Source organism: Streptomyces marianii (genome assembly GCF_005795905.1).
GTDB classification, from domain to species: domain Bacteria; phylum Actinomycetota; class Actinomycetes; order Streptomycetales; family Streptomycetaceae; genus Streptomyces; species Streptomyces marianii.
The window spans coordinates 5,432,222-5,453,084 of sequence record NZ_VAWE01000001.1 but is presented as its reverse complement, the minus strand read 5'-3'; the positions used below and the strand labels follow the sequence as shown (position 1 = coordinate 5,453,084).

The 20,863-nt window shown below is 70.1% G+C and carries 24 protein-coding genes; all 24 read left to right on the top strand.

Features of this window, described 5'->3' with window-relative positions:
* The first annotated feature begins 9 nt into the window (after positions 1-9).
* The 24 genes from FEF34_RS24695 to FEF34_RS24580 all read left to right on the top strand — a co-directional run bounded on the left by FEF34_RS24695 (position 10) and on the right by FEF34_RS24580 (position 20,753).
* A complete protein-coding gene (locus tag FEF34_RS24695) occupies positions 10-453 on the top strand; it encodes a hypothetical protein (RefSeq protein ID WP_138055094.1) in 444 nt (147 codons plus the stop codon).
* A 183-nt stretch (positions 454-636) separates the two neighbouring features.
* Positions 637-1,185: a helix-turn-helix domain-containing protein gene (locus FEF34_RS42090; protein WP_234042549.1), complete on the top strand. Its 549-nt coding sequence runs from the start codon at positions 637-639 to the stop codon at positions 1,183-1,185.
* Positions 1,145-2,689 carry a terminase gene (locus tag FEF34_RS24685; RefSeq protein ID WP_138055093.1) on the top strand — a complete coding sequence of 515 codons (1,545 nt, stop codon included), beginning with the start codon at positions 1,145-1,147 and terminating at the stop codon, positions 2,687-2,689. The genes FEF34_RS42090 and FEF34_RS24685 overlap by 41 nt, the downstream gene beginning before the upstream one ends.
* Entirely contained in the window at positions 2,686-2,877 is a 192-nt protein-coding gene (locus FEF34_RS24680; protein WP_138055092.1) for a hypothetical protein, read from the top strand. The genes FEF34_RS24685 and FEF34_RS24680 overlap by 4 nt, the downstream gene beginning before the upstream one ends.
* A complete protein-coding gene (locus FEF34_RS24675) occupies positions 2,874-4,070 on the top strand; it encodes a phage portal protein (protein ID WP_171053075.1) in 1,197 nt (398 codons plus the stop codon). The genes FEF34_RS24680 and FEF34_RS24675 overlap by 4 nt, the downstream gene beginning before the upstream one ends.
* 2 nt (positions 4,071-4,072) lie before the next feature.
* The gene (locus tag FEF34_RS24670) at positions 4,073-4,903 is read left to right on the top strand and encodes an HK97 family phage prohead protease (protein WP_138055090.1); all 831 of its coding nucleotides are present in this window, start codon (positions 4,073-4,075) and stop codon (positions 4,901-4,903) included.
* 7 nt (positions 4,904-4,910) lie between these two features.
* A complete protein-coding gene (locus FEF34_RS24665) occupies positions 4,911-6,371 on the top strand; it encodes a phage major capsid protein (RefSeq protein ID WP_138055089.1) in 1,461 nt (486 codons plus the stop codon).
* 82 nt (positions 6,372-6,453) lie between these two features.
* Complete coding sequence (locus tag FEF34_RS24660; protein ID WP_138055088.1) at positions 6,454-6,816, top strand: hypothetical protein; 363 nt, start codon at positions 6,454-6,456, stop codon at positions 6,814-6,816.
* Positions 6,809-7,621, top strand: coding sequence for a hypothetical protein (locus tag FEF34_RS24655; protein WP_138055087.1), 813 nt, complete (start codon positions 6,809-6,811; stop codon positions 7,619-7,621). Before FEF34_RS24660 ends, FEF34_RS24655 begins: the two co-directional genes overlap by 8 nt.
* Positions 7,614-8,333 (top strand): glycosyltransferase family 2 protein, encoded by a 720-nt coding sequence (locus tag FEF34_RS24650; RefSeq protein WP_138055086.1) that lies wholly within the window; start codon positions 7,614-7,616, stop codon positions 8,331-8,333. The genes FEF34_RS24655 and FEF34_RS24650 overlap by 8 nt, the downstream gene beginning before the upstream one ends.
* Complete coding sequence (locus FEF34_RS24645) at positions 8,330-8,887, top strand: methyltransferase domain-containing protein (protein WP_138055085.1); 558 nt, start codon at positions 8,330-8,332, stop codon at positions 8,885-8,887. The genes FEF34_RS24650 and FEF34_RS24645 overlap by 4 nt, the downstream gene beginning before the upstream one ends.
* Positions 8,884-9,789 carry an NAD-dependent epimerase/dehydratase family protein gene (locus FEF34_RS24640; protein ID WP_171053074.1) on the top strand — a complete coding sequence of 302 codons (906 nt, stop codon included), beginning with the start codon at positions 8,884-8,886 and terminating at the stop codon, positions 9,787-9,789. The genes FEF34_RS24645 and FEF34_RS24640 overlap by 4 nt, the downstream gene beginning before the upstream one ends.
* Complete coding sequence (locus FEF34_RS24635) at positions 9,786-10,388, top strand: head-tail connector protein (RefSeq protein WP_138055083.1); 603 nt, start codon at positions 9,786-9,788, stop codon at positions 10,386-10,388. The genes FEF34_RS24640 and FEF34_RS24635 overlap by 4 nt, the downstream gene beginning before the upstream one ends.
* A 9-nt stretch (positions 10,389-10,397) precedes the next feature.
* The gene (locus FEF34_RS24630) at positions 10,398-10,850 is read left to right on the top strand and encodes a hypothetical protein (RefSeq protein ID WP_138055082.1); all 453 of its coding nucleotides are present in this window, start codon (positions 10,398-10,400) and stop codon (positions 10,848-10,850) included.
* Positions 10,850-11,587 (top strand): hypothetical protein, encoded by a 738-nt coding sequence (locus FEF34_RS24625; protein WP_138055081.1) that lies wholly within the window; start codon positions 10,850-10,852, stop codon positions 11,585-11,587. Before FEF34_RS24630 ends, FEF34_RS24625 begins: the two co-directional genes overlap by 1 nt.
* 6 nt (positions 11,588-11,593) lie before the next feature.
* Positions 11,594-12,004 carry a phage tail protein gene (locus tag FEF34_RS24620; RefSeq protein ID WP_138055080.1) on the top strand — a complete coding sequence of 137 codons (411 nt, stop codon included), beginning with the start codon at positions 11,594-11,596 and terminating at the stop codon, positions 12,002-12,004.
* The gene (locus tag FEF34_RS24615) at positions 12,004-12,513 is read left to right on the top strand and encodes a hypothetical protein (RefSeq protein ID WP_234042548.1); all 510 of its coding nucleotides are present in this window, start codon (positions 12,004-12,006) and stop codon (positions 12,511-12,513) included. Before FEF34_RS24620 ends, FEF34_RS24615 begins: the two co-directional genes overlap by 1 nt.
* An 8-nt stretch (positions 12,514-12,521) precedes the next feature.
* Entirely contained in the window at positions 12,522-12,932 is a 411-nt protein-coding gene (locus tag FEF34_RS24610; RefSeq protein WP_138055079.1) for a hypothetical protein, read from the top strand.
* Positions 12,933-13,105: 173 nt separating this feature from the next.
* Complete coding sequence (locus FEF34_RS24605) at positions 13,106-15,283, top strand: phage tail tape measure protein (protein WP_138055078.1); 2,178 nt, start codon at positions 13,106-13,108, stop codon at positions 15,281-15,283.
* 14 nt (positions 15,284-15,297) lie between these two features.
* Positions 15,298-18,681 carry a hypothetical protein gene (locus FEF34_RS24600; RefSeq protein WP_138055077.1) on the top strand — a complete coding sequence of 1,128 codons (3,384 nt, stop codon included), beginning with the start codon at positions 15,298-15,300 and terminating at the stop codon, positions 18,679-18,681.
* A gap of 15 nt (positions 18,682-18,696) precedes the next feature.
* The gene (locus FEF34_RS24595; protein ID WP_138055076.1) at positions 18,697-19,149 is read left to right on the top strand and encodes a hypothetical protein; all 453 of its coding nucleotides are present in this window, start codon (positions 18,697-18,699) and stop codon (positions 19,147-19,149) included.
* A 63-nt stretch (positions 19,150-19,212) separates the two neighbouring features.
* Entirely contained in the window at positions 19,213-20,175 is a 963-nt protein-coding gene (locus FEF34_RS24590) for a peptidoglycan recognition protein family protein (RefSeq protein ID WP_138055075.1), read from the top strand.
* An 18-nt stretch (positions 20,176-20,193) separates the two neighbouring features.
* Entirely contained in the window at positions 20,194-20,502 is a 309-nt protein-coding gene (locus FEF34_RS24585; RefSeq protein WP_138055074.1) for a hypothetical protein, read from the top strand.
* Positions 20,499-20,753 (top strand): hypothetical protein, encoded by a 255-nt coding sequence (locus FEF34_RS24580; protein WP_138052912.1) that lies wholly within the window; start codon positions 20,499-20,501, stop codon positions 20,751-20,753. The genes FEF34_RS24585 and FEF34_RS24580 overlap by 4 nt, the downstream gene beginning before the upstream one ends.
* Positions 20,754-20,863 lie beyond the last annotated feature (110 nt).

Sequence of the window (20,863 nt, the reverse complement as noted above, 5' to 3'; positions counted from 1 at the left end):
GAGGCACCCATGAGCTACCCCACGCCCAAGCAGCGCGAGCGCATGCAAGAAGCCAAGCCCGCCACCCCACCGGCCGGACCAGCCAGCGCATCAATCGCGAACCCAGGGCGCACAGCACGCCTCCACCTGAACGGCCCCCACGGCTCAGTCGAGGTAGACGGCCAGGACGTCAGCCACGCGACCGTCGGGCTGCGCCTGTCCGCCAGCGTCGACATGACCCCGCACCTGGTCCTCGAGCTGCGCCTCGACGAGGTCACCATGGACGGCCAAGCCCAGGTCATCGTCCCGGAAGGGACCGCGGCCGCACTGGTCACGCTGGGCTGGACGCCGCCCGGCGAGCAGCCCCCGGCCGGCTGGCTGGAGGCTGCCCTCCGCGCCCCCAGCTGCGCCACGCCGTCGAGGCTGAGGTCCGCCGCCTCGCCCGCGTTGACCAGGGATGGGCTCGCTCACTAGGCGTCTGACCTGCATTGATCCTCCCAATCTGGGAGTGATCTCGGTCTGGGCCGGGCTCCGGACGGCTCCGATCTTTGGGGAGATCGGCTTCCCAGCCCCGCGCCCACCTTTCCTTTTTCTCTCCCCGGGCCGGCCAGGCGGCCGCGATGATCGCGGACCGGCCCTCGCCGTATAGAGGAGGCGATGATGGCGGCTCGCCCCGTCGAGATTGGCGAGGCTGGCGGACGGGTGGCCTCCCAGGTCACCGCGCTCCGTCAGCGCCGAGGCTGGGACCAGCGCGCCCTCGCGCAGCGTGTGACGGACGCCGGCCGCCCGATGAGTCCCTCGGTGCTCGGCAAGGTGGAGACCGCTGCCCGGCGGGTTGACGTCGACGACCTGGTGGCGCTCGCCGCGGCGCTCGAGGTCTCCCCCGCCGTGCTGCTGGACGAGGACGAGCGCGATCCGTTCGCCGACGCCCACGAGGCCTCGCGCCGGGGCTCCGTGCGGGCGCGCGTCACGGAGGACATCGAGGCGCTCGGGGACCTCGAGGCCCTGGACGGGATGGCGCCGACTCTGGCCGCCGTTGCCGTACGCCTGGCTACCGAGATCGACGCCCCGGTCGCGCTCCCCGGCACGTCCCTCCACTCACTGGCCAAGGAGCTACGCGAGGTGCTCAAGGAGCTCCGGGCCCTGGCGCCGGAGGAGCCGCTGCATGACGACGAACTCGGAGACGACTTGGCGTCCCCCGACTGAGTTCGTCGAGCAGTGCCGTGAGCTGTACGGGCTGGAGTGTCCGCCGATGTGGGGCACTCCGCGCCGGCCGGAGTTCCCGACGCTCGGTGGCAAGGTCGCCCGCGTGATGACGGCGCTCGGCTTCACGCCGATGCCGTGGCAGCGGTACGTGTGGGACGTCGCGCTGGAGATCGATCCGGCCACCGGTGTGTTCGCCTACCGCAACGTGGGCCTCAGCGTCCCCCGGCAGCAGGGCAAGACCCAGGGCCTGCTCGCCGTGAAGGTTCACCGCGCGTCTGCCTACAAGCGGCAGCGCATCGTCTACGCGGCGCAGACCCGGAGCATGGCGCGGGAGCGGTGGGAGGACGAGTTCTGGGCCACGATCGAGGCGTCCCGGATCGCGCGCCGGTTCGTGGCCCGCAAGCAGAACGGCCACGAGGCGATCATCAGTCGGGCCACCCGCTCGCGCATCGGCATCACCTCGAACACAGAGAAGGCAGGCCACGGCCCGCCGTTGGACCTGGGCGTCATCGACGAGGCGTTCGCGCACGAGGATGACCGCCTCGAGCAGGCGTTCAGCCCGGCCATGCTGACCCGGCCCCTGGCGCAGCTGTGGTGGGCGTCCGCCGGCGGCACGGACAAGTCCGTGTTCCTGAACAAGAAGCGCACGGCTGGCCGGGAGTTGATCGAGCAGCTGTGGCGCACCGGGGTGCACGGCCGTACCGCGTACTTCGAGTGGTTCGCCCCGGAGGACATGCCGCGGGACGACCCGGCGACATGGTGGGCGACTCTGCCCGCGCTCGGCTACACGGTGACAGAGGAGACGATCCGCGCCGAGCTCGAGACGCTGGACCCGGCCGAGTTCGACCGGGCGTATCTGAACCGAACGCGGAAGCAGTCGCCGCCAGCGGACCCGAACGTGCCCAAGGCCAAGTGGCCCGGCCTGGCCGATCAGCTGTCCAAGCCCGTCGGCCCGATGGCGTTCGCGGTGGACGTATCGCAGGACCGCAGCCAGGCGACCATCGCCATGGCAGTGCGGCGGCTGGATGGCCGCGTGCACGTGGAGGTCATGGACCGGCGCCCCGGTACGGACTGGGTCGTGCCCGCCCTGACGCGGCTGCACAAGCTGTGGCAGCCGCTCGTGGTGGCGATCGCCTCGTCCGGTTCGCCGGCCGGGTCGCTCATCGACGACATCGTCGCCGCGGGCATCACGGTGCCCGAGGACAAGAGCAAGCCGCACCGCGGCCACCTGGCTGTGATGAGGACGAACGACCTCGTGGAGGCGTGCGGGCAGATGGCCGACGCCATGACGCAGGGCACAGCCGTGCACCTGGACCAGGTGCCGCTGACCGCCGCGGTGAACGGCGCGAGGTCACGACGAGTGGGAGACGCATGGACGCTGGACCGCACCGCCTCACTGCGCGACGTCGCCCCCTTCGTCGCCGTGATCGAGGCGCGGTGGGCGCTGCTCAACAAGGGGCCGCTCGTGGACGTCGACTACGACCCGGTGGCCAACGTCTGGTGAAGGCCGCGCGGACGTGGGCGGGCAAGGCCACGGAGCGCCTGGCCGTGCTCGCCGGCATGACGGCCCGGGTCCTGCCCGGCGTCGGCGGCGCGGCGCTGGTGTCGTACGGGCTGTGGCTGGCATGGCAGCCTCTCGGCTTCGTCACGGCGGGGGCCTTCCTACTGCTGCTGGATCGGAGGATGCCGTGAGCGTGTTCAGGCGGGGCCGTGCGGCTCGGGCACCCGAGCGTCGGAACTTCCCGGCGCTTCCGCTGGACCAGGTGCTGGCGCAGCTGAAGGGGAGCAGCGGCTACGCGCACGTCGACCTGTCGGCGGCGGAGTCCTCGCTGCAGTCGGTCGCCGTGTACGCGGCCACCGACCTGATCGCCTCCATCGTGAGCGAACTGCCGGCGGACGTGTTCCGCGGCAAGGGACCGGACCGAAAGGAGCTCGCGACTCCGTGGTGGTTGGAGGATCCGGACGGATCCGGATACGGCCGGGAGGACTGGGTCTACCGGTGCGTCATGTCGTGGCTGCTGCGGGGCAACGTGTACGGCGAGGAGCTGCAGCGCGCAACCGCCGGCTTCCTGCAGCAGGTGGAGCTCTTTCATCCGGACAAGGTGTCCGGATCGGTGGAGGACGGCGAGGTGCACTGGCTCGTCAACGGATCCACGATCCCCAGCGGCCAGTTCGTCCACCGCCGGGTGAACCCGGTCGCTGGCGTGGTGAAGGGCCTCTCCCCGATCCAGCTGGTGGCGTCCACCATCGGGCTGTCCCTGACGTCGACCAAGTTCGGGCTCCAGTGGTTCCAGGACGGCGCGCACCCGAACGCGCTGCTGGTCAACTCCGAGTCGAACCTCGACGAGGACCAGGCCGCCAAGGTGAAGCAGAAGTTCATGGCGGCGCTGCGCGGCACCCGGGAGCCGGTGGTGTTCGGCAAGGGCTGGGACTACAGGCCCCTGCAGATCGCACCCGAGGAGAGCCAGTTCCTGGAGACCCAGAAGTACAGCCAGGCGGAGTGCGCTCGGATCTTCGGCCCGGGCATCGCGGAGATCCTCGGCTACGGCTCCGGATCGATGACGTACTCGAACATCGTCGACCGGGACATCAGCCTGCTGAAGTACGCGGTGGGCAAGTGGGTCCGCCGCACCGAGAGGTTCCTGTCTCAGTTCCTGCCGCGGCCCCAGTACGTGAAGCTCAATCGGGACGCGCTGCTGGAGACGAACACCATGCAGCGGTACCTCGCGCACGCCTCGGCCCTCGGAAGCAACTGGGAAACGATCAACGAGGTGCGGGCGCTGGAGGACAGGCCCCCCGTCGCGTGGGGCGACGCACCGTTCACGCCCGGCCCGGCCGCGGGCGATACGGAACCGGCCGAGGACGATCCCGAGCAGGAGGAGTGACCATGACCGCGATCCGCGGACTTCGACTGATCCGTGGCGCCGTGATGGCGCCCCGGCTGGCCCGGGCCGACGGCGAGCCCGCCGACGAAGCGAACACCGACGACGAGGTCATGCCGGTCATGACCGTGGAGTTCTCCCGGTTCGACACCTGGTACGAGATCGACTCGTGGTGGGAGGGCCGGTTCCTCGAGCGCACCAAGCGCGGCGCGTTCAAGCGGACGATCAAGTCGCAGGGGCCGGCTGGGGTGAAGGTGCTGTTCAACCACGGCCGGGACATGCAGATCGACCAGAAGGTCCTCGGTGTGGCGAACGTCCTCGAGGAGCGGGAGTCGTCGCCGTACATGGAGGTCCCGCTGCTGGACACCTCGTACAACCGGGACCTCATCCCGGGTCTGCGCGCCGGCGCCTACGGCAGCTCGTTCATGTTCGAGGTCGTCCGGGACGAGTGGAACCACGATCCCGAGGCGTCTGACGACAACCCGGAGGGCATCCCCGAGCGGACCATCACCGAGGTGAAGCTGTTCGAGGCCGGGCCCGTCACGTGGCCGGCGAACCCGGACGCGACCGCCGGACTGCGGTCCGGCGTGGACTGGCTGATGGATGCCCTGTCCGAGCGAGACGACGACCAGCACAACGAGCTTGTACGCTCGTTCGCAGCATTCCGGGCTATGCACGGCCTCCGCACCCCGCTCGACGGCGGGCCCGCGGCTCCTGCAGACAAGCCCGAACCGCTGACCCCGGCACCCGGTGGCTCACCGGCCCGCCACGTCAACGGACTCTCCGCGGCGGCACGACGTCGTCGCATGACGGTTCTTGGCGTAAGGGAAGGGTGAGTCAGCGATGGCCCCGAAGAAGGACGACGAGACGCCGACGTTCGAGCGGTCGAAGGACCTCAAGGCGGCTGGCGAGCGAGTCAAGCAGATCCACGAGGACATGCTGGTCCTCGATCAGGAGGCCGAGGGCGGTGACCTCGACGAGTCCGCCCAGCGGTCATGGGACGACCTCGAGGGAGAGCTGAAGTTCCGCGAGCAGGAGGTCCGCGCGTTCGAGCGGACCGAGCGCCTGCGGCAGTCTCGGGAGCGGTGGAGCTCCACGCAGTTCTCCCCGCAGCAGGACCCGTTCAGCGAGGACCCGCGCACCCTCAGCGGGCGCGCCGTCTACGACCGGTCGATGGCCGTCGTGGACTCCTCGCAGGGCGGCCGGCACCTCGAGTCGGACCAGAAGGCGCACGTGCAGCGGCTGCTGCGGACCCAGACCGGCGACACCAACGGTGAGCTCATCGGCCGCCTGATGCTGGCGACCGAGAACCCGCACTACCGCAGCGCGTTCCAGAAGATCGCCGCGAGCCAGGCGCCGGTGTTCTCGCCGGAGGAGGCCCGCGCGATCGAGCAGGTCGGGCTCATCAAGCGTGCGATGTCCATCGGTGTCGACGCGTCGGGCGGTTTCGCCGTGCCGGTGCTCATCGACCCCACGATCATCCTCACGGCGCAGGGCAGCGAGAACGACATCCTCCGCCTGGCCCGCGTGGAGACAATCACCAACGACACGTGGCGCGGCCTGAGCAGCGCTGGTGTGTCGTGGTCGTTCAAGGCCGAGGCCGCCGCGGCCACGGACAACTCCCCGACGATCGCGCAGCCCGAGGTCGTGACCCGGCGCGCGGACGGCTTCATCCCGTTCTCGATCGAGATCGGGCAGGACTGGCCCGGGTTCGCCGAGCAGATGTCCAACCTGCTGGCCGAGGGCTACGACGAGCTGCTGGCGGAGAAGCTGACCACCGGCACCTCCGGCAGCAACGAGCCGAACGGTCTGGTCTCGTCCCTCGACGCCACGACCAACCCGGCCAACATCGAGCTCACGACCGCCGGCGTCGTCGGCGCCGTGGACATCTACGGGCTGTGGAACCAGCTGCCGCAGAAGTACCGGCGGCGCGGCACCACGGCGTGGCTGTCGTCCACGGACGTCCAGAACACCATCCGCCAGCTGGGCACCACGGACCCGAACTTCACCGTGGACATCACCCAGGAGGCGATCCCGCGGCTGTTCGGGCGCGAGTACCCGATGAACGACTTCATGCAGGACGACCCCGCCGGCACCGGCACCCAGCCGCTGCTCCTGGTCGGCGACTTCAAGGGCTACCTCGTGGCCCAGCGCGCCGGCATGACCGTCGAGTTCATCCCGCAGCTGTTCGACGTCACCAACAACAGGCCCACCGGCCAGCGCGGATGGTTCGCGTGGGCGCGCGTCGGCGCGGGCGTCATCAACCCCCACGCCTTCCGGCTGCTCGTCAACCGGTCTGCCTGACGCACATCCCCCTTCTCCGGGCCGCCACGCACCTCAGCCTGCGTGGCGGCCCGGGTCGCTCCTGGGCTGAGAGGAGAAGATCATGAAGTACAGCAACTGCTCCGGTGCCGTGCGCTGGTCCGGAGGTCTGACCGTGCTGTCCCCGGGCCAGTCCATCGCGGACGATCACCCGCTGGCGCTGGAGCGGCCGGACCTGTTCACGGCCGAGTCGCCGGAACCGGACATCAAGATGCCGGCCAAGCCGGGCCGCGGCGCCCCGGTCGTCGAGCGCGCCACCCGCGCGCCGGGCGAGCAGCGCGTCACGCCGCCCCGGGCGGCCAGCAAGCCGTCGTCCGGGCGGAAGCCGTCCGGCAGCAAGCCCCGCGGCAGCAAGACAGAGTCCGACGCCGCGGCGGCCGCGGAGCAGAGCGGCGACGGCACGGGGCAGGAGTCGTCTGGTGAGTGAGTCCAGCGCATCGGCCACCGGCGACGGCATGGTGCAGATGGCCTATCTGCACCCGCACACCGTCTCCCACTCGTGGCACGAGTCGGTCATGCGGCTGGCCGCGTACGACGCGGTCAACAACGGGCGGATCGTGGGCACTCAGGGCCCGTACATGATCTCGTGCAGCACGGGCGCCCTCGTCGAGTCGCGGAACCTTGCCGTACGGCGGTGGCTGGACGAGACGCCGCACGAATGGTTCTGGTTCATCGACACCGACATGGGGTTCGACGCCGACACCGTGGACCGCCTGGTCGCGGCCGCCGACCCGGCGGAGCGGCCGGTCGTCGGCGGCCTGTGCTTCGCCGCGCGGGAGATGGGCGCGGACGGCATGGGCGGGCGCCGCCTCAAGCCCGTTCCGACGCTCTACATGCCCGCCAGGGACCCGCACGGGCAGATCGGGTTCACGACCCGGTGGGAGTTCCCCGACAACGCCCTGGTGCAGGTCGCCGGCACGGGCGCGGCCTGCCTGCTCATCCACCGCACCGCGGCCGAGAAGCTGCGGGCCCAGCACGGCGACACCTGGTTCGACCCGGTGAAGTACCCCGACGGCCGGTGGGTGTCGGAGGACCTGTCGTTCTGCTGGCGCCTGTCGACGCTGCAGATCCCCCTGTTCGTCCACACCGGGGTGAAGACCACCCACCACAAGGAAGTGTGGATCGGCGCGGAGGACTACACCGTCCCGGTGGACGCCCCGGTGCCCACGCCCGCGCCTGAGCCACCGGCCGGAGCCGAGCCCGGTCCGCTGAAGGAGGTGGCCGATGCCTGACCTCCTCGTGATCGTCCCGTCCCGCGGCCGGCCGCACACCGTGCAGCAGATGGCCGAGGCCTTCCGGGACACGTGCACCGCGGAGACCGAGCTGCTGTTCGTCATCGATGACGACGATCCGGAGCGCGAGGCCTACCAGCTGGCCCGCGCGGCAGCCGAGGACGCGTACGGGGACGTGCGCCTGGCCGAGCAGCAGGCGCCGGGCACGATGGTGTCCGCGCTCAATCGCGGCGCTCAGAGCGCCGCGTACGGCCACGAGCCGCCCGCCGCGCTGGGGTTCATGGGCGACGACCACCGGCCCCGCACCAAGGGCTGGGACAAGGCATACCTCGAGGCCCTGCGGAGCCTGCCGGGCATCGTGTACGGCAACGACCTGATCCAGGGCGAGCGGCTGCCCACCCAGTGCGCCATGTCGACCGCCCTGGTGCGGCACCTGGGGTTCATGGCCCCGCCCGAGCTCACGCACCTGTACGTGGACAACTACTGGCTGGCGATCGGCCGCGATGCCGGGTGCATCAGCTACCTGCCGAACGTAGTCGTCGAGCACGTCCACCCGGTAGCCGGCAAGGCCGAGTGGGACGAGGGCTACCGCCGGGTCAACGCGCCGACGATGTACGCCGGCGACCGCCAGGCCTACAGCGAGTACATGGCCGCCCACCGCGCTCGTGACGTCCTCGCCGTGCGGAAAGCGGCCGCCGAGGCCGGCCGGTGACCCGCGTACGGCTCCGGCCGGCCTACAGCGAGGCCGAGCTGGCGCAGCTGTACCGCACCCCCCACGATCACCGACGCTGGCGGGACCACCACCTCCGTGTCGACGTCACCGTGCAGGTCGCCCGGTGGATGGCCGACGTCGGGGTGCGGGCCGCCGCGGACCTGTCGTGCGGGAACGGGGCGATCCTCAACCAGGTGCCGGCCGACCGGAAGCACTTCGGCGACCTCGCACCCGGCTACGAGCTGCACGGCCCGATCGAGAAGACCCTCGAAGAGCTCCCCGAGGTCGACCTGTTCGTGTGCTCCGAGACGCTCGAGCACGTCGACGACCCGGACCTGGTCCTGGCCCGGATCCGTAGCCGCTCCCGGATGCTCGTCCTGTCCACGCCGGTCGACGCGTGGCAGGACGCGAACCCCGAGCACTACTGGGCCTGGTCCCGCGACGACGTCGAGGCCATGCTCACCGGCGCCGGATGGCGCCTGCACGTCTACGCCACGGCCGACTTCCGCCCTGCCAGGCTGCCGTACTGCTTCGGAATCTGGGGGGTGCGATGAAGACCGCTCTCGTTACCGGCTCGGCCGGGTTCGTCGGCCGCCACATGGCCGCCGAACTCCGAACCCGGGGCTGGGAGATCTGCGCGGCCGACGTGGCCCAACCGTTCCCCGGGATCCCGATCAATGCGTTCGACGTCTTCCGCTACGAGGAACGCGTCTTCGACCTGGTGGTGCACTGCGCCGCGCGGGCTCCGCACCGGGCCGCGATCGACGGCGAGCCCATGAACCTCGCCTACAACCTGCAGCTGGACGCCGCGATGCTCGACTGGGCGGTCCGAACGGGGCAGCGGCGGGTGCTGTACCTGTCGAGCAGCGCCGCGTACCCGCTCGACCTACAGAGCGACTTCGCCACCGCGCGCGAGCTGCGCGAGGACGACATCTGCTGGGGCCAGCGGAACCTCGGGGCACCCGACGCCGCGTACGGGTGGACCAAGCTGACGGGCGAGAAGATGGCCGCCGCGGCCGCTGCCACGGGCCTGCCTGTGCACGTCGTGCGGCCGTTCTCCGGATACGGCGAGGATCAGGGCACCGACTGGCCCTTCGGGGCCTTCGTGGCCCGCGCGCAGCGCCGCGAGGACCCGTTCACCATCTGGGGCCCGGGCACGCAGGTACGCGACTGGATCCACATCGACGACGTCGTGGCCGGCGCCCTGGCCGTCGTCGACGCCGACGTTCGCGAGCCGATCAACCTGTGCACCGGCTGGGGCACGTCGATGCTCGAGCTCGCCACGATGGTGTGCGACGCGGTGGGCTACGAGCCCGAGTTCGCCACCCAGCCGGACGCGCCGACCGGTGTCGCCTACCGAGTGGGGGATCCGGACCGCTTCCACTCCATCTACAAGCCGCGGGTGCCCCTCGAGGAGGGCGTGGCGCGGGCTGTGCGGGAGGTCGCGGCACTATGAGCGAGCCGCAGAACTACGCCACGCTGGCAGACCTGAAGGCCCGCCTCAAGATCGCTGATGAAGTTCGGGACGAGCTCCTCGAGCAGGCCCTCACGTCAGCGTCCCGGAGTATCGACAAGCTCACCGGCCGGCGCTTCTGGCTGGACGCGGCCGCCGAGCCGCGCACCATCAGCCCCCTTCGGCGGACCGTGGTGGACGAGGACGGCTCACACCTCCTCATCAAGGACCTGGGGAGCCTCGACGACCTGGTGGTGGAGGTCGGCCGGGGCTCCGCGTGGAGCGACGTCACCGAGTGGGTGGAGCCCGAGCCGACCGAGGCACTCGACGAGCAGCAGCCGGTCACCTCGCTGCTGCTCGTCAGCGGCGCCTGGCCGCGCGGCGGCGGGATGCGCGTCCGCGTCACGGGCAAGTGGGGGTGGCCCGAGGTGCCCGACGTCGTCACCGAGGCCACGCTCCTGCAGGCCAACCGCCTGTTCAAGCGCAAGGACAGCCCCGAGGGCGTCCTCGGCAGTGCCGAGTGGGGCGTGATCCGGGTGTCCAGAGTCGACCCGGACGTGCACAGCCTCGTGCAGCACCTGGTGCTGCCCGGCATCGCGTGAGGAGGCGGCATGCAGATCTCACAGGTACGCGAGGCGATCGCCACGGCGGCCAGTGACGTCGTCCTCCCCGCCGCCCACAAGTCGGCGCTCACGTGCACCGGGTACACCCCGGACGCCGTGACGGAGCCGCACTTCTTCGTGGGCGAGTACGAGCAGGAGTTCGACAAGGCCTACAACCGCGGGCTGGACGTCCTCGAGTTCACCTGCCGGGTGCTGGTCGGCCGGGCCGACGACAAGACCGCCCAGGAGCTCCTCGACGGCATGCTGTCCGGCTCCGGTCCGGCCTCCCTCAAGCAGGCCATCGAGGCCGCCCGCGGAGCTCCTGGCGAGCTCGCGCTGGGCGGCCTGGCGCACGACCTGCATGTGACCCGCGTGCAGGGCTACCGCTGGTACGAGCACCAGGGCACGCAGTACGTCGGTGCGGAGCTCGTCATCAAGGTCATCGGATCAGGGAGCAGCTGATGGGCAAGTTCATCCTCACCGACGTGCGGCTGTTCACCGCGGGCGCGGATCTGACGGGCCGATCCAACAAGGTCGAGATCACGTCCGAGGTGGAGGACAAGGACGCCACCAACTACGGGTCGCAGGGCTGGAAGGAAGTCCTCGGTGGCCTGGCCTCGAGCGACATCGCTGGCGAGGGCCAGTGGGAAGCCGGCGACCCGGGCAAGGTCGACAACGTCTCGTGGGCCGAGCTCGGAGCCGTCGGCCCGTGGACCATCGGCCCGGACGGAGCCGCCGTCGGCGACCTGACGTACTTCACCCGGGCGCTGCGCGCCGACTACAAGCTGGGCGACGCGGTCGGCGAGATCGCCCCGTGGACCGGGTCGGCCAAGGGCTCGTGGCCGCTGGTGCGGGGTGTGTTCGAGCACGCCCCGGGCACCGCCAGGACGTCGTCGGGCGACAGCGCCGGCGTCGAACTGGGCTCGGTCGCGGCAGGGCAGAGCCTGTACGCGGCGCTGCACGTCCTCTCGGTCAGCGGCACGAGCTCGCCGACGATCACCGTAGAGGTGGAGTCGGATGTGGACGGCAACTTCTCCTCTCCTGCCACTCAGCTGTCCTTCACCGCGGCGACCGCGGCCGGCGGACAGATCCTGCGCACTGGCGGATCGCCCGTCGCAGACACCTGGTACCGGGCGTCCTGGACCATCTCCGGCTCCACGCCCTCGTTCATGTTCGCCCTCGCACTGGGAATTAGGTGATCACTCATGGCCATGATGGTGCTGCTCGCAGCTCACCTCGAGCTGAACAGCAACAACCTCAACGACCGGACCCGCAAGGTGGAGCTCACGGTGGAGGTGGAGGACAAGGACGTCACCACCTACGCCTCGCAGGGCTGGAAGGAAGTCCTCGGTGGGCTCAAGTCCGGCGAGCTCGGCATCGAGTTCCTGCAGGACGTCGCCGCGACCGAGATCGACTCGATCATGTGGCCGCTCCTCGGGCAGGTCGTCCCCTTCACGGCGAAGCTCAACCAGGGCACCACCACCACTTCCAACCCGGCGTACTCGGGCAACGTGCTCATCAAGGGCTGGAACCCGATCGAGGGCTCCGTGGGCGACGAGGCCTCCGTGTCCGTCAGCTACCCGACGTCGGGGGCCGTGTCCCGGGCGACCAGCTGATGCCCGGGCAGCCGCCGTTCGAGATCCGCGTGGAGACCCACGAGGGACTCATGTCCCTCACCCGGGCGCTCCGCGCGGAGGAGGACGGTAAGGAGCTCCGCAAGGAGCTCGCGCGGAACATGCGCGAGGCGCTCAAGCCCGCGGCCGCGGAGGCCAAGAGCGCCATCATGGCCATGTCCTCGGCCGGCCTTGGCACCGCGCCCGCGCTCCGGTCATCGATCGCCCGGAAGATCCGGCCCGAGGTGAAGCTGGGCGGCCGCTGGACCGGCGCCCGCGTGAAGGCCTTCAAGACCAAGAACGTCCGGCGCTTCCCGAACGCCCCCAAGCGCACCAACCGCCCGCGCGGTTGGCGGCACCTGGTGTACGGGCGGGCCGACTCGTGGGTCACCCAGTACGGCCGCAACCACTGGTTCGACAACTCCATGGACGGCATCGCGGCCAACGCCAGGGCGGCCGTGGTCGACGCCATGGAGTCGATGGCCCGGCGGATCGCCGCCCGGGCCCGATAGGGAGACCGATGTACCTGATCTACCAGCCCGAGGGGCAGGAGCCGTCTCGCTGGAAGTACAACCCGCGCCGTGGGCTGCTGTCCGTGGAGCGCGAGGACATCGAGCGCCGCACCGGCAAGGACTACGCCGAGTTCACGCAGGCCGTCCTCAAGGGCAACAGCCTGTGCCGCCGCGCGCTGCTGTTCGTCTTCCTGCGCCGGCAGCACCCGAAGCTGCGGTGGGAGGACGTGGACTTCGAGTGGGACGAGCTCAAGCTCGAGTACTCGAAGCAGGAGTGGGAGCGGATGCGCGACGACGCCAAGGAGAACCTCCACGGCGACCAGCTGGCGGCCGCGCTGGCCACCTTCGAGAAGCACATCGCCGACGCCATCGACGACGACGAGGAGGCGGGAAAAGCCCAGCTGCCAGTCGCCGACTAGCGCAGCTGGGCAACGCTGCGCATCTGCTCGGGATCCTGGCCCGCGACTGGGACACCTTCACCGTCCAGGAGACCGACGCCTACCTGGACTGGCTCGACGACTACAAGCGGCAGATGGACGAGGCCGAAGCCAAGATGAAGAGGAGTTGAGCGACGGTGTCGGACACCTCTCTCGTGTTCAACCTCGTGGCCCGAGACCGGGCGTCCGGAGAGGTGGGCCAGTTCGCGGAACGACTCAACACCGCCGCGGCGACCGCCGGCGCCGGGTTCGCCGCCGCGCTCGGGGTCGGCATCATGGCCAACCTCGACGCGGAGGCCGCGGGGGACAAGCTGGCCGCGCAGCTGGGCGTCGGCCCGGCGGAGGCCGCTGAGCTGTCCGAGGTCGCAGCCAGCGTGTACGAGAACGCGTGGGGCGACTCAATCCAGACGGTCAACGAGGCGATCCGCGGCGTCTACAAGAACATCGGCGACGTCAGCCAGGCAGAGGGCGGCCTGGAGGGGATCACGACCAAGGCTCTGGCGATCGCCGAGACCTTCGATCAGGACCTGAACATGGCGACTGCCGCGGCTGGCCAGCTCATGCGTACTGGCCTGGCGGACTCGGCAGACGAGGCGTTCGACATCATCACCGTCGGGCTGCAGGGATCGGCGGATAAGGCTGGCGATCTGCTGGAGACCTTCAACGAGTACAGCATTCAGTTCAAGCGTGTGGGCCTTGATGGGCAGACCGCGGTCGGCTTGATTTCCCAGGCCATGAAGGCCGGTGCCCGGGACAGCGACCAGGTTGCCGACGCTCTCGGCCAGTTCGGTGAGCGCGCCCTTGCTGGTGGTACAGCCGTGGACGACGCGTTCAAGTCGATCGGTCTCAACTCCCAGACCATGGCCAAGCTGCTCAACAAGGGCGGTGCCTCCGCAGAGCAAGCCCTGCAGATGACCATGGATGCCTTGAGGGGGACGTCCTCGGAGCAGGTCAAGCTCAACGCCGCGGCCGCCTTGTTCGGCGACCCAGGCAACGTGATGGGGCAATCGCTGTTCGCCCTCGATCCGGCGACTGCAGCCGCTTCAGCCGGCATGGACAAGGCGGCAGGGGCAGCCAACCGGATGGCGGCGGCTGTAGGCGACAATCCCCAGGCAGCCCTCGAGTCCTTCAAACGGAAGCTGATCGGTGACCTGGGCGAGGCAGCCGGCACGTTCGTCCAGTTCGCCATGCGCAACCAGGCCGTGATGGAGCCGCTCGCCTACACCCTTGCGGGGCTGGCGGCGCTGGTGCTCACCGTGAAGGCCGCGATGATCACCTACTCGGCTGTCTCCACGGTCGTGTCGGCTGCGCATGCCGTCATGTCCGCCTCGGCGTGGACCGTGATCGGCAACTGGAGCCGGATGATGGCCATCGGGCTCATGGCGTACGTACGGATCGCCGCCGGCGCGGTAGCGTCCGCAGCCACGACCGCCGCGGCGTGGGTGGGTTCCGCGCTGGTCTCGATCGGCACGTGGGTCGCGGCCGTCGTCCGGGCCAGTCTCACGGCCGTGGCGCAGTTCGCCATCATGGCCGCGCGCGCCATCGCGTGGGCCGTGACGATGGCTGCACAGTGGCTGATCGCCATGGGCCCCGTCGGCTGGGTCATCGCCCTCATCGTCGGCCTGGTCGCCCTGATCATCGCGAACTGGGACAAGGTCAAGAAGTGGACCGGCGCCGCCTGGGACTGGGTCTGGGCCAAGATCAAGGCAGTCGGCTCCATGATCCTCCGGTTCATCACGGGCATGCCGATCGTGTCGTTCTTCCTGCGGCACTGGGACCGCATCAAGTCCGGCGTGGTGAGCAAGGCACTCGGCCTGATCAGCTACGTGCGCAGCCTCCCAAGCAAGATCATGTCTGCCGTCGGCAACCTCGGCAGCCTGCTCTACAGCAAGGGCGCGGACGTCGTCCGCGGCCTCTGGAACGGGATCAAGAGCATGGGCGGCTGGCTGAGGAGCGCGTTGATCGGATTCGCGAAAGGCATGATCCCGGGGCCGATCGCCAAGGCACTCGGCATCGCGTCACCTTCCAAGGTGCTGGCCGCCGAGGTCGGCCACTGGATCCCGCCCGGCATCGCCCAGGGCGCCGTCGATAACAGAGCCGTCCTGGACAAGACCATGACGGACCTTGTCCAAGCACCTTCCGCGGCGGCCGCCATGGCAGCCGGCCACCAGATGGCGCCCACCGCCGCACCACTGAGCCGGACCGGCGGGCCCGGCGGGCTCGTGCTCGTCCGGTTCGACTTCACCGGCGCGGACGGCGCGATGAAGACCGCCATCCAGAAGATCGTTCGAGTCGACGGCCGCGGCAACGTACAGGTGGCCTTCGGCCAGTAGAGAAGGGGGCCGCCGTGACATTCCCAGTCGACGTCCTGGACGTGCGCACCGAGCTGCTGATCGGCGTGGTGTGGACAGACATCACCGATGACGTCTACACCCGCTCGCCGATCACCATCGAGCGCGGCCGCAAGGACGAGGGCACGCGCACGGACCCGACCAAGGTGTCCCTGCAGCTGAACAACAGGCTGGGCAAGTACAGCCCGCGTAACCCGCTGTCCCCGTACTACGGGCTGATCGGCCGCAACACCCCGATCAGGATCAGCGTGCCCGGGCCCGAGTCGTACCTGTCACTGTCCGGCGAGGCGGCCGACCTCATCGCCACCCCGGACAACGCAGCGCTGGACATCACCGGCGACATCGACATCCGAGTGGAGGCAACGGCCGACTGGTACGTGGCCCGCAGCCAGTCACTGATCGGCAAGTGGTCGACGACCGACGGGCAGAGGTCCTACGTCCTCCGCGTCTTCAACGGGTCTCTGATCTTCAACTGGACAACGGCCGGTACAGACGCCTCAGCGTTGTTCCACATGGCCACCATCCCCGGCGGCCTGCGCCGCGCAGCGTTCCGAGTGACGCTGGACGTGAACAACGGGTCGGGAGGCAGGACGTCCACCCTGTACTGGGCCGAGTCGCTCGACGGCCCGTGGACGACGCTGTCGACAGTGACGACAGCCGGCACGACGTCCATCTTCAGCAGCACCACCGCGCTGCAGATCGCTCCCGGCATCCCGACTACCAGCCCCGTACGGACACCGATCCGCGGCCGCGTCCACCGGGCCGAGATCCGCTCGGGGATCGACGGCAGCGCCGTCGCCAACCCGGACTTCCGCAGCCTGCCCGAAGGCACCACCTCGTTCGCCGATCCCGCGGGCCGCACGTGGACACTGGCCGGCGCAGCGGAGATCACCGACCGCGAGTACCGGGCCCACGCCGAGGTGTCGTCGTGGCCGGCCCGCTGGGACGTGTCCGGCGAGGACGTGTACGTGCCGATCGAGGCCGCCGGGATCCAACGGCGCATGGGCCAGGGCAAGAAGCCCTTGGCGTCGACGCTGCGCCGCCGCATCCCCTCCGGCGGGCCGCTCGCCTACTGGCCCTTGGAGGAGGGCAAGGACGCCACCCAGGCCTACAGCACGCTGCCTGGTGTCGCCCCGCTCAACCTCAGCGGCCTGGACTTCGAGGCCAACGACACCCTGGCCGGTTCCTCGGCCCTGCCGGCACTGAGAAACCCGGCCCGGATCCGGGGCACGATCCCCCGCAGCACGGCGTCGGGATGGCAGGTCGAGTTCGTGTACAAGCTGGACACCATGCCCGGCTCCCAGACCGAGATCATGCGCGTCACCGTGGCCGGCTCCACGATGCGCACCGCGATCGTGTACGCCAGCACCGCGGGCATCCGGATCGAGGCCCGCGACACCTCCGGTGACGTCCTCGCGTTCTTCCTGTTCAACAACGCGACCGCGCTCGCCGACTTCGTCGGCGTGTGGAACCGGCTGGCCTTGTTCGTCTCCGACGCCGGAGGCGGGCAGACGAACCTGTGCGCGAACTGGCGGGACATCACCAACAGCGGCGGAACGTGGACCGCGGCGACCATCTACACCGGCGTGCCCGGCGCGGCGGTTGGCGTGGCCGCGGACTGGGCTGCCGCCACCGAGGGCATGGCCATCGGGCACCTGGCTGCCTTCGACGTCGCCGGCAGCGGCACCTCGCCCGGCGTCACCATCTACGAAGGCGCCGACGATGGATTCGCCGGCGAGACGGCGCTCGGCCGCCTGGACCGCCTCGCGCGGGAAGAGCCCGGCGCCCTGGACCTGGTGTGGGTGGACGGCGACGTCACCCGCTCCAGCGAGCTCATGGGCCCGCAGCGCCCGGCACCGCTCATGGACCTTCTGGAGGAGGTACCGGCGAGCGACGGCGGGATCCTCTACGAGCACCGCGAGCGCCTGGGCCTGGTGTACCGGGACCGGTCCAGTCTGGAGAATCAGGCGGTGGCCCTGGCTCTGGACTACGAGGCGCCGGGAGAGGTCGGGCCGCCACTGGAGCCTGTCGAGGACGACCAGAGGCTGCGGAACGACGTCACCGTGAAGCGGGACGGTGGGAGCGAGGGACGGGCGGTCCTCGAGGAAGGCCCCATGTCGGTCTTGCCCCCGGAGGACGGAGGCGTCGGGCCGTACGAGGAGTCTGTGACCCTGTCCCTGGCCCTCGACGCACAGACGCAGCAGATCGCGGGCTGGAGGATGGCGCTCGGCACGTGGGACGAGGCCCGGTACCCGACCGTGCACGTGATGCTGCATGCTGCGCCGCACCTCATCCCCGACGCGCTGTTGATGGACCTCGGTGACCGGCTCACCATCGACAACCCGCCGGCGTGGCTGCCGCCGGACACCATCGACCAGCTGGTCCAGGGCTACACCGAGGTCCTGGACCAGTACACGTGGGACCTCTGGTTCAACTGCGCCCCGGCTGGCCCGTGGACGGTGGGCGTCCTGGAGGACGACGCCCTCGGCCGGCTGGACACGGACGGCTCGGAGCTGACGGTGGCCGTCGACTCCGACGACACCTCATGGTCGGTGCTGTCCAACGACTGCCCACGCTGGATCACTACGGCCGACTTCGCGAGCGACTTCCCGTTCGACGTGCGGGCGGGCGGGGAGGTGGTCACGGTCTCTGCGTGCGCGTCCAGCGTCTCCGACACGTTCACGCGCTCGGTGACGGATGGCTGGGGCAGCGCGACGAGCGGCCAGGCGTGGACGAACGCCGGCGGCACTGCCGCGAACTTCGACGTCACCGGATCGGCGGGAACGCACACCATGACGTCGACGAACGTGTCCCGCCGCTCGTCGGTCCCCGCCACGAGCCCGGACTTCGACATGGTCGTGGACCTCACGACGAACGACCTCGCGTCCGGCGGCAGCCAGTTCGCCGGGCTGATGGCGCGCGCAGTCGACTCCGACAACCTGTACATGGCCAGGCTGGAGCTCACGACCGCGGCCGCCGTGATCCTCACCATCCGCAAGCGGGTGGCCGCCGCAGAGGCCACGGTCGGAAGCAGCTTCACCACCGCGCTGACGCACGTAGCCGGCACGTACTTCCGGCTGCGGTTCCAGGGCTTCGGCTCGACACTGCGGGCCCGCGCGTGGCTGGCCTCCGGGACAGAGCCGGACTACTGGCAGGTAGTCGCCACCGATACCGACCTGGCAGCGGCCGGGACGCTCGGTATGCGCTCGATCCTGGCGTCCACGAACACCGACACCAACCCGATCGTCTCCTACGACAACTTCGCCGTGCTCAACCCGCAGACGCTGACGATCAGCCAGCGCTCCGTGAACGGCATCAGCAAGTCCCACGCCCTCGGCACGGCCCTGGCCCTCGCCAATCCTCTGCGCCTGGCGCTCTGACCGAGAGGAGACCCGATGCCGTTCTTCGCCGGACAGACGCTGACCGCGGGGCAGATGGAGCGCGTCCAACCCCGGTTCTTCGAGGGCGCCGCGAGCGGCGCTCTGGCCGTGTCGACGACCACGTACGCCGATATCCCGGGCGCGACGGTCACGTTCGACACAGCCGCCGCCAACGCCAAGTTCAAAGCGGAGGCGATCTTCGACGCGGTCGTGTCCACCACGTCCGGCACCAACCTCATGGTCGGCCGGCTCGTGGTCGACGGCACCCCCGACGCCGGCGGCCTGGCCGTGTACGCCATGGACACCGCCGACCGGGCCACGATCGCCCAGCAGTGGACCGGCACCCTGGCGTCCGCCGGCTCCCACACCTTGAAGTTGCAGGGGGCGTGCACAGCCGGCGGCTCCGGCAACGGCTCCTTCCTGCAGTCCGACACGAAGCTGATCGTGACGATCAACGAAGTCGCCTGACCTGCCCCCACCCCGAGTGCCCCGCGCCGTAGGGCCGGGGCCTTCCCCATGTCTGGAGGCCTCATGGCCTGGTGTCCATTCGCCACCAAGATGGAGCTGCAACCCGAGTCGGACAGCCAGCCCGCGATCCGGCCGACGCAGCTCATCATGCACAGCCTCGCCGCCCCCTGGACGGCCCGCAGGACCTACGAGTTCTGGCGCGACAGCTCAAGCTTGGAGAGTCACTTCGGGCTCGGCTTCGAGGGCGACCTCGGCCAGTACATCGGCACCGAGACCCGGGCTGATGCGAACGCCGGCGCCAACCGCCGCCCGGACGGGACCGGCGCGGTGAGCGTAGAGACCGCGTCGGACCTGCAGCACTCCGGCCCATGGACGGACGAGCAGATCGAGCAGCTGATCGCCCTGGGCGTGTGGATGCACCAGCGCCACGGTGTCCCGCTGCGGATCTGCCGCAGCCACGACGACCCCGGGTTCGGCTATCACAGCATGTTCCCGCAGTGGTCGACGGGAGGAACCGCGTGCCCGGGCGCCGCGCGTATCCGGCAGTTCAAGACCCTGGTGTTTCCCGGCATCGTCGCCCGGGCCACCAGCCAGCCCGCCCCCGAGGCGCCGGCACCGGCGCCGGCCAAGGAGATCGAGGAGGACGGCGACATGCCGCAGCTGCTCAATGAGGCCAACAGCAAGGACGTCGCGATCGGCGCCGAATGGACCGGCCTGGCGTTCATCGACGCGGTCGTCCACTCCGGGCCCCGGCGCCACTCCACGCTGGTGCATCTGCTGTTCGAGGAGGACGTCCCGCCGGGCACCGTCGTGGAGGGCCGGTTCTACCTGACCGACACCGCAGGGAAGAACCCCTCCGCGTACCTCCCGGTGAGCCACCCGGGCGGCGGCGGCCACCAGTTCCTGTGCGTCGCCGACGTCCCCGAGGGCCGACACCTCCGGTTCGAGGTGCGCGCGGTCACCCCCGACGGCGCCCCAGTGCAGTTGCTGCACCGCGTCGTCTCTGGCCCCTACTGGGCAATCTGAGAGAGGACCACTTATCCCATGAACCTCAACCTTCTGGCGTCCCTGCTGCGGACCGTCGTTCCGGTCCTGGCCGGAGCGATACTCACGCTCACGGGAGCCCTCGGCATACCGGTGGACTCGGCCCAGGTGGCCGTCATCGTGACGGCAGCCCTCACCGCCGCCTACTACCTCGTCTTCCGACTGGCCGAGCAGGCCACCGCCCGTCTGCGGTGGGAGCGGCTCCGTCGCATCGCGGGTGTGCTGCTCGGATGGGCCCGGCCGCCGCAGTACAAGGAACCGCCTCCGGCCGGCACTGTGCAGGTGCCCCGCCTCGGTAGCAGCCGGTGACGCCGCCGGAGACGACGCAGATCGCATTGGAGCTGGCCGAACTGCGCCGCACGATGGAAGTCGGGTTTGCCGAGCAGCGCGGACAGCTTGCCCTCCTCGTACAGCGCGGCGACCAGACGGACCAGAAACTCGCCGACCACGAGGCGCGCCTGGACAGCCTGGAGAAGGCCCGTTGGCCGCTACCGTCGCTTGCTGCTCTGGTGAGTCTCAGCGCGCTCGGCGCCACCCTGTACCAGCTCGCTGCCCGCTGAAACGGCCGTGCCCCTCTCGCGCCACGTGCGCGGGAGGGGGCCCTTTCGTGTTTCTAGATCATCGGTCTACGGTGCGAGTCCGGCGGCGCGCCGGCCGACGAGAGGGGAAC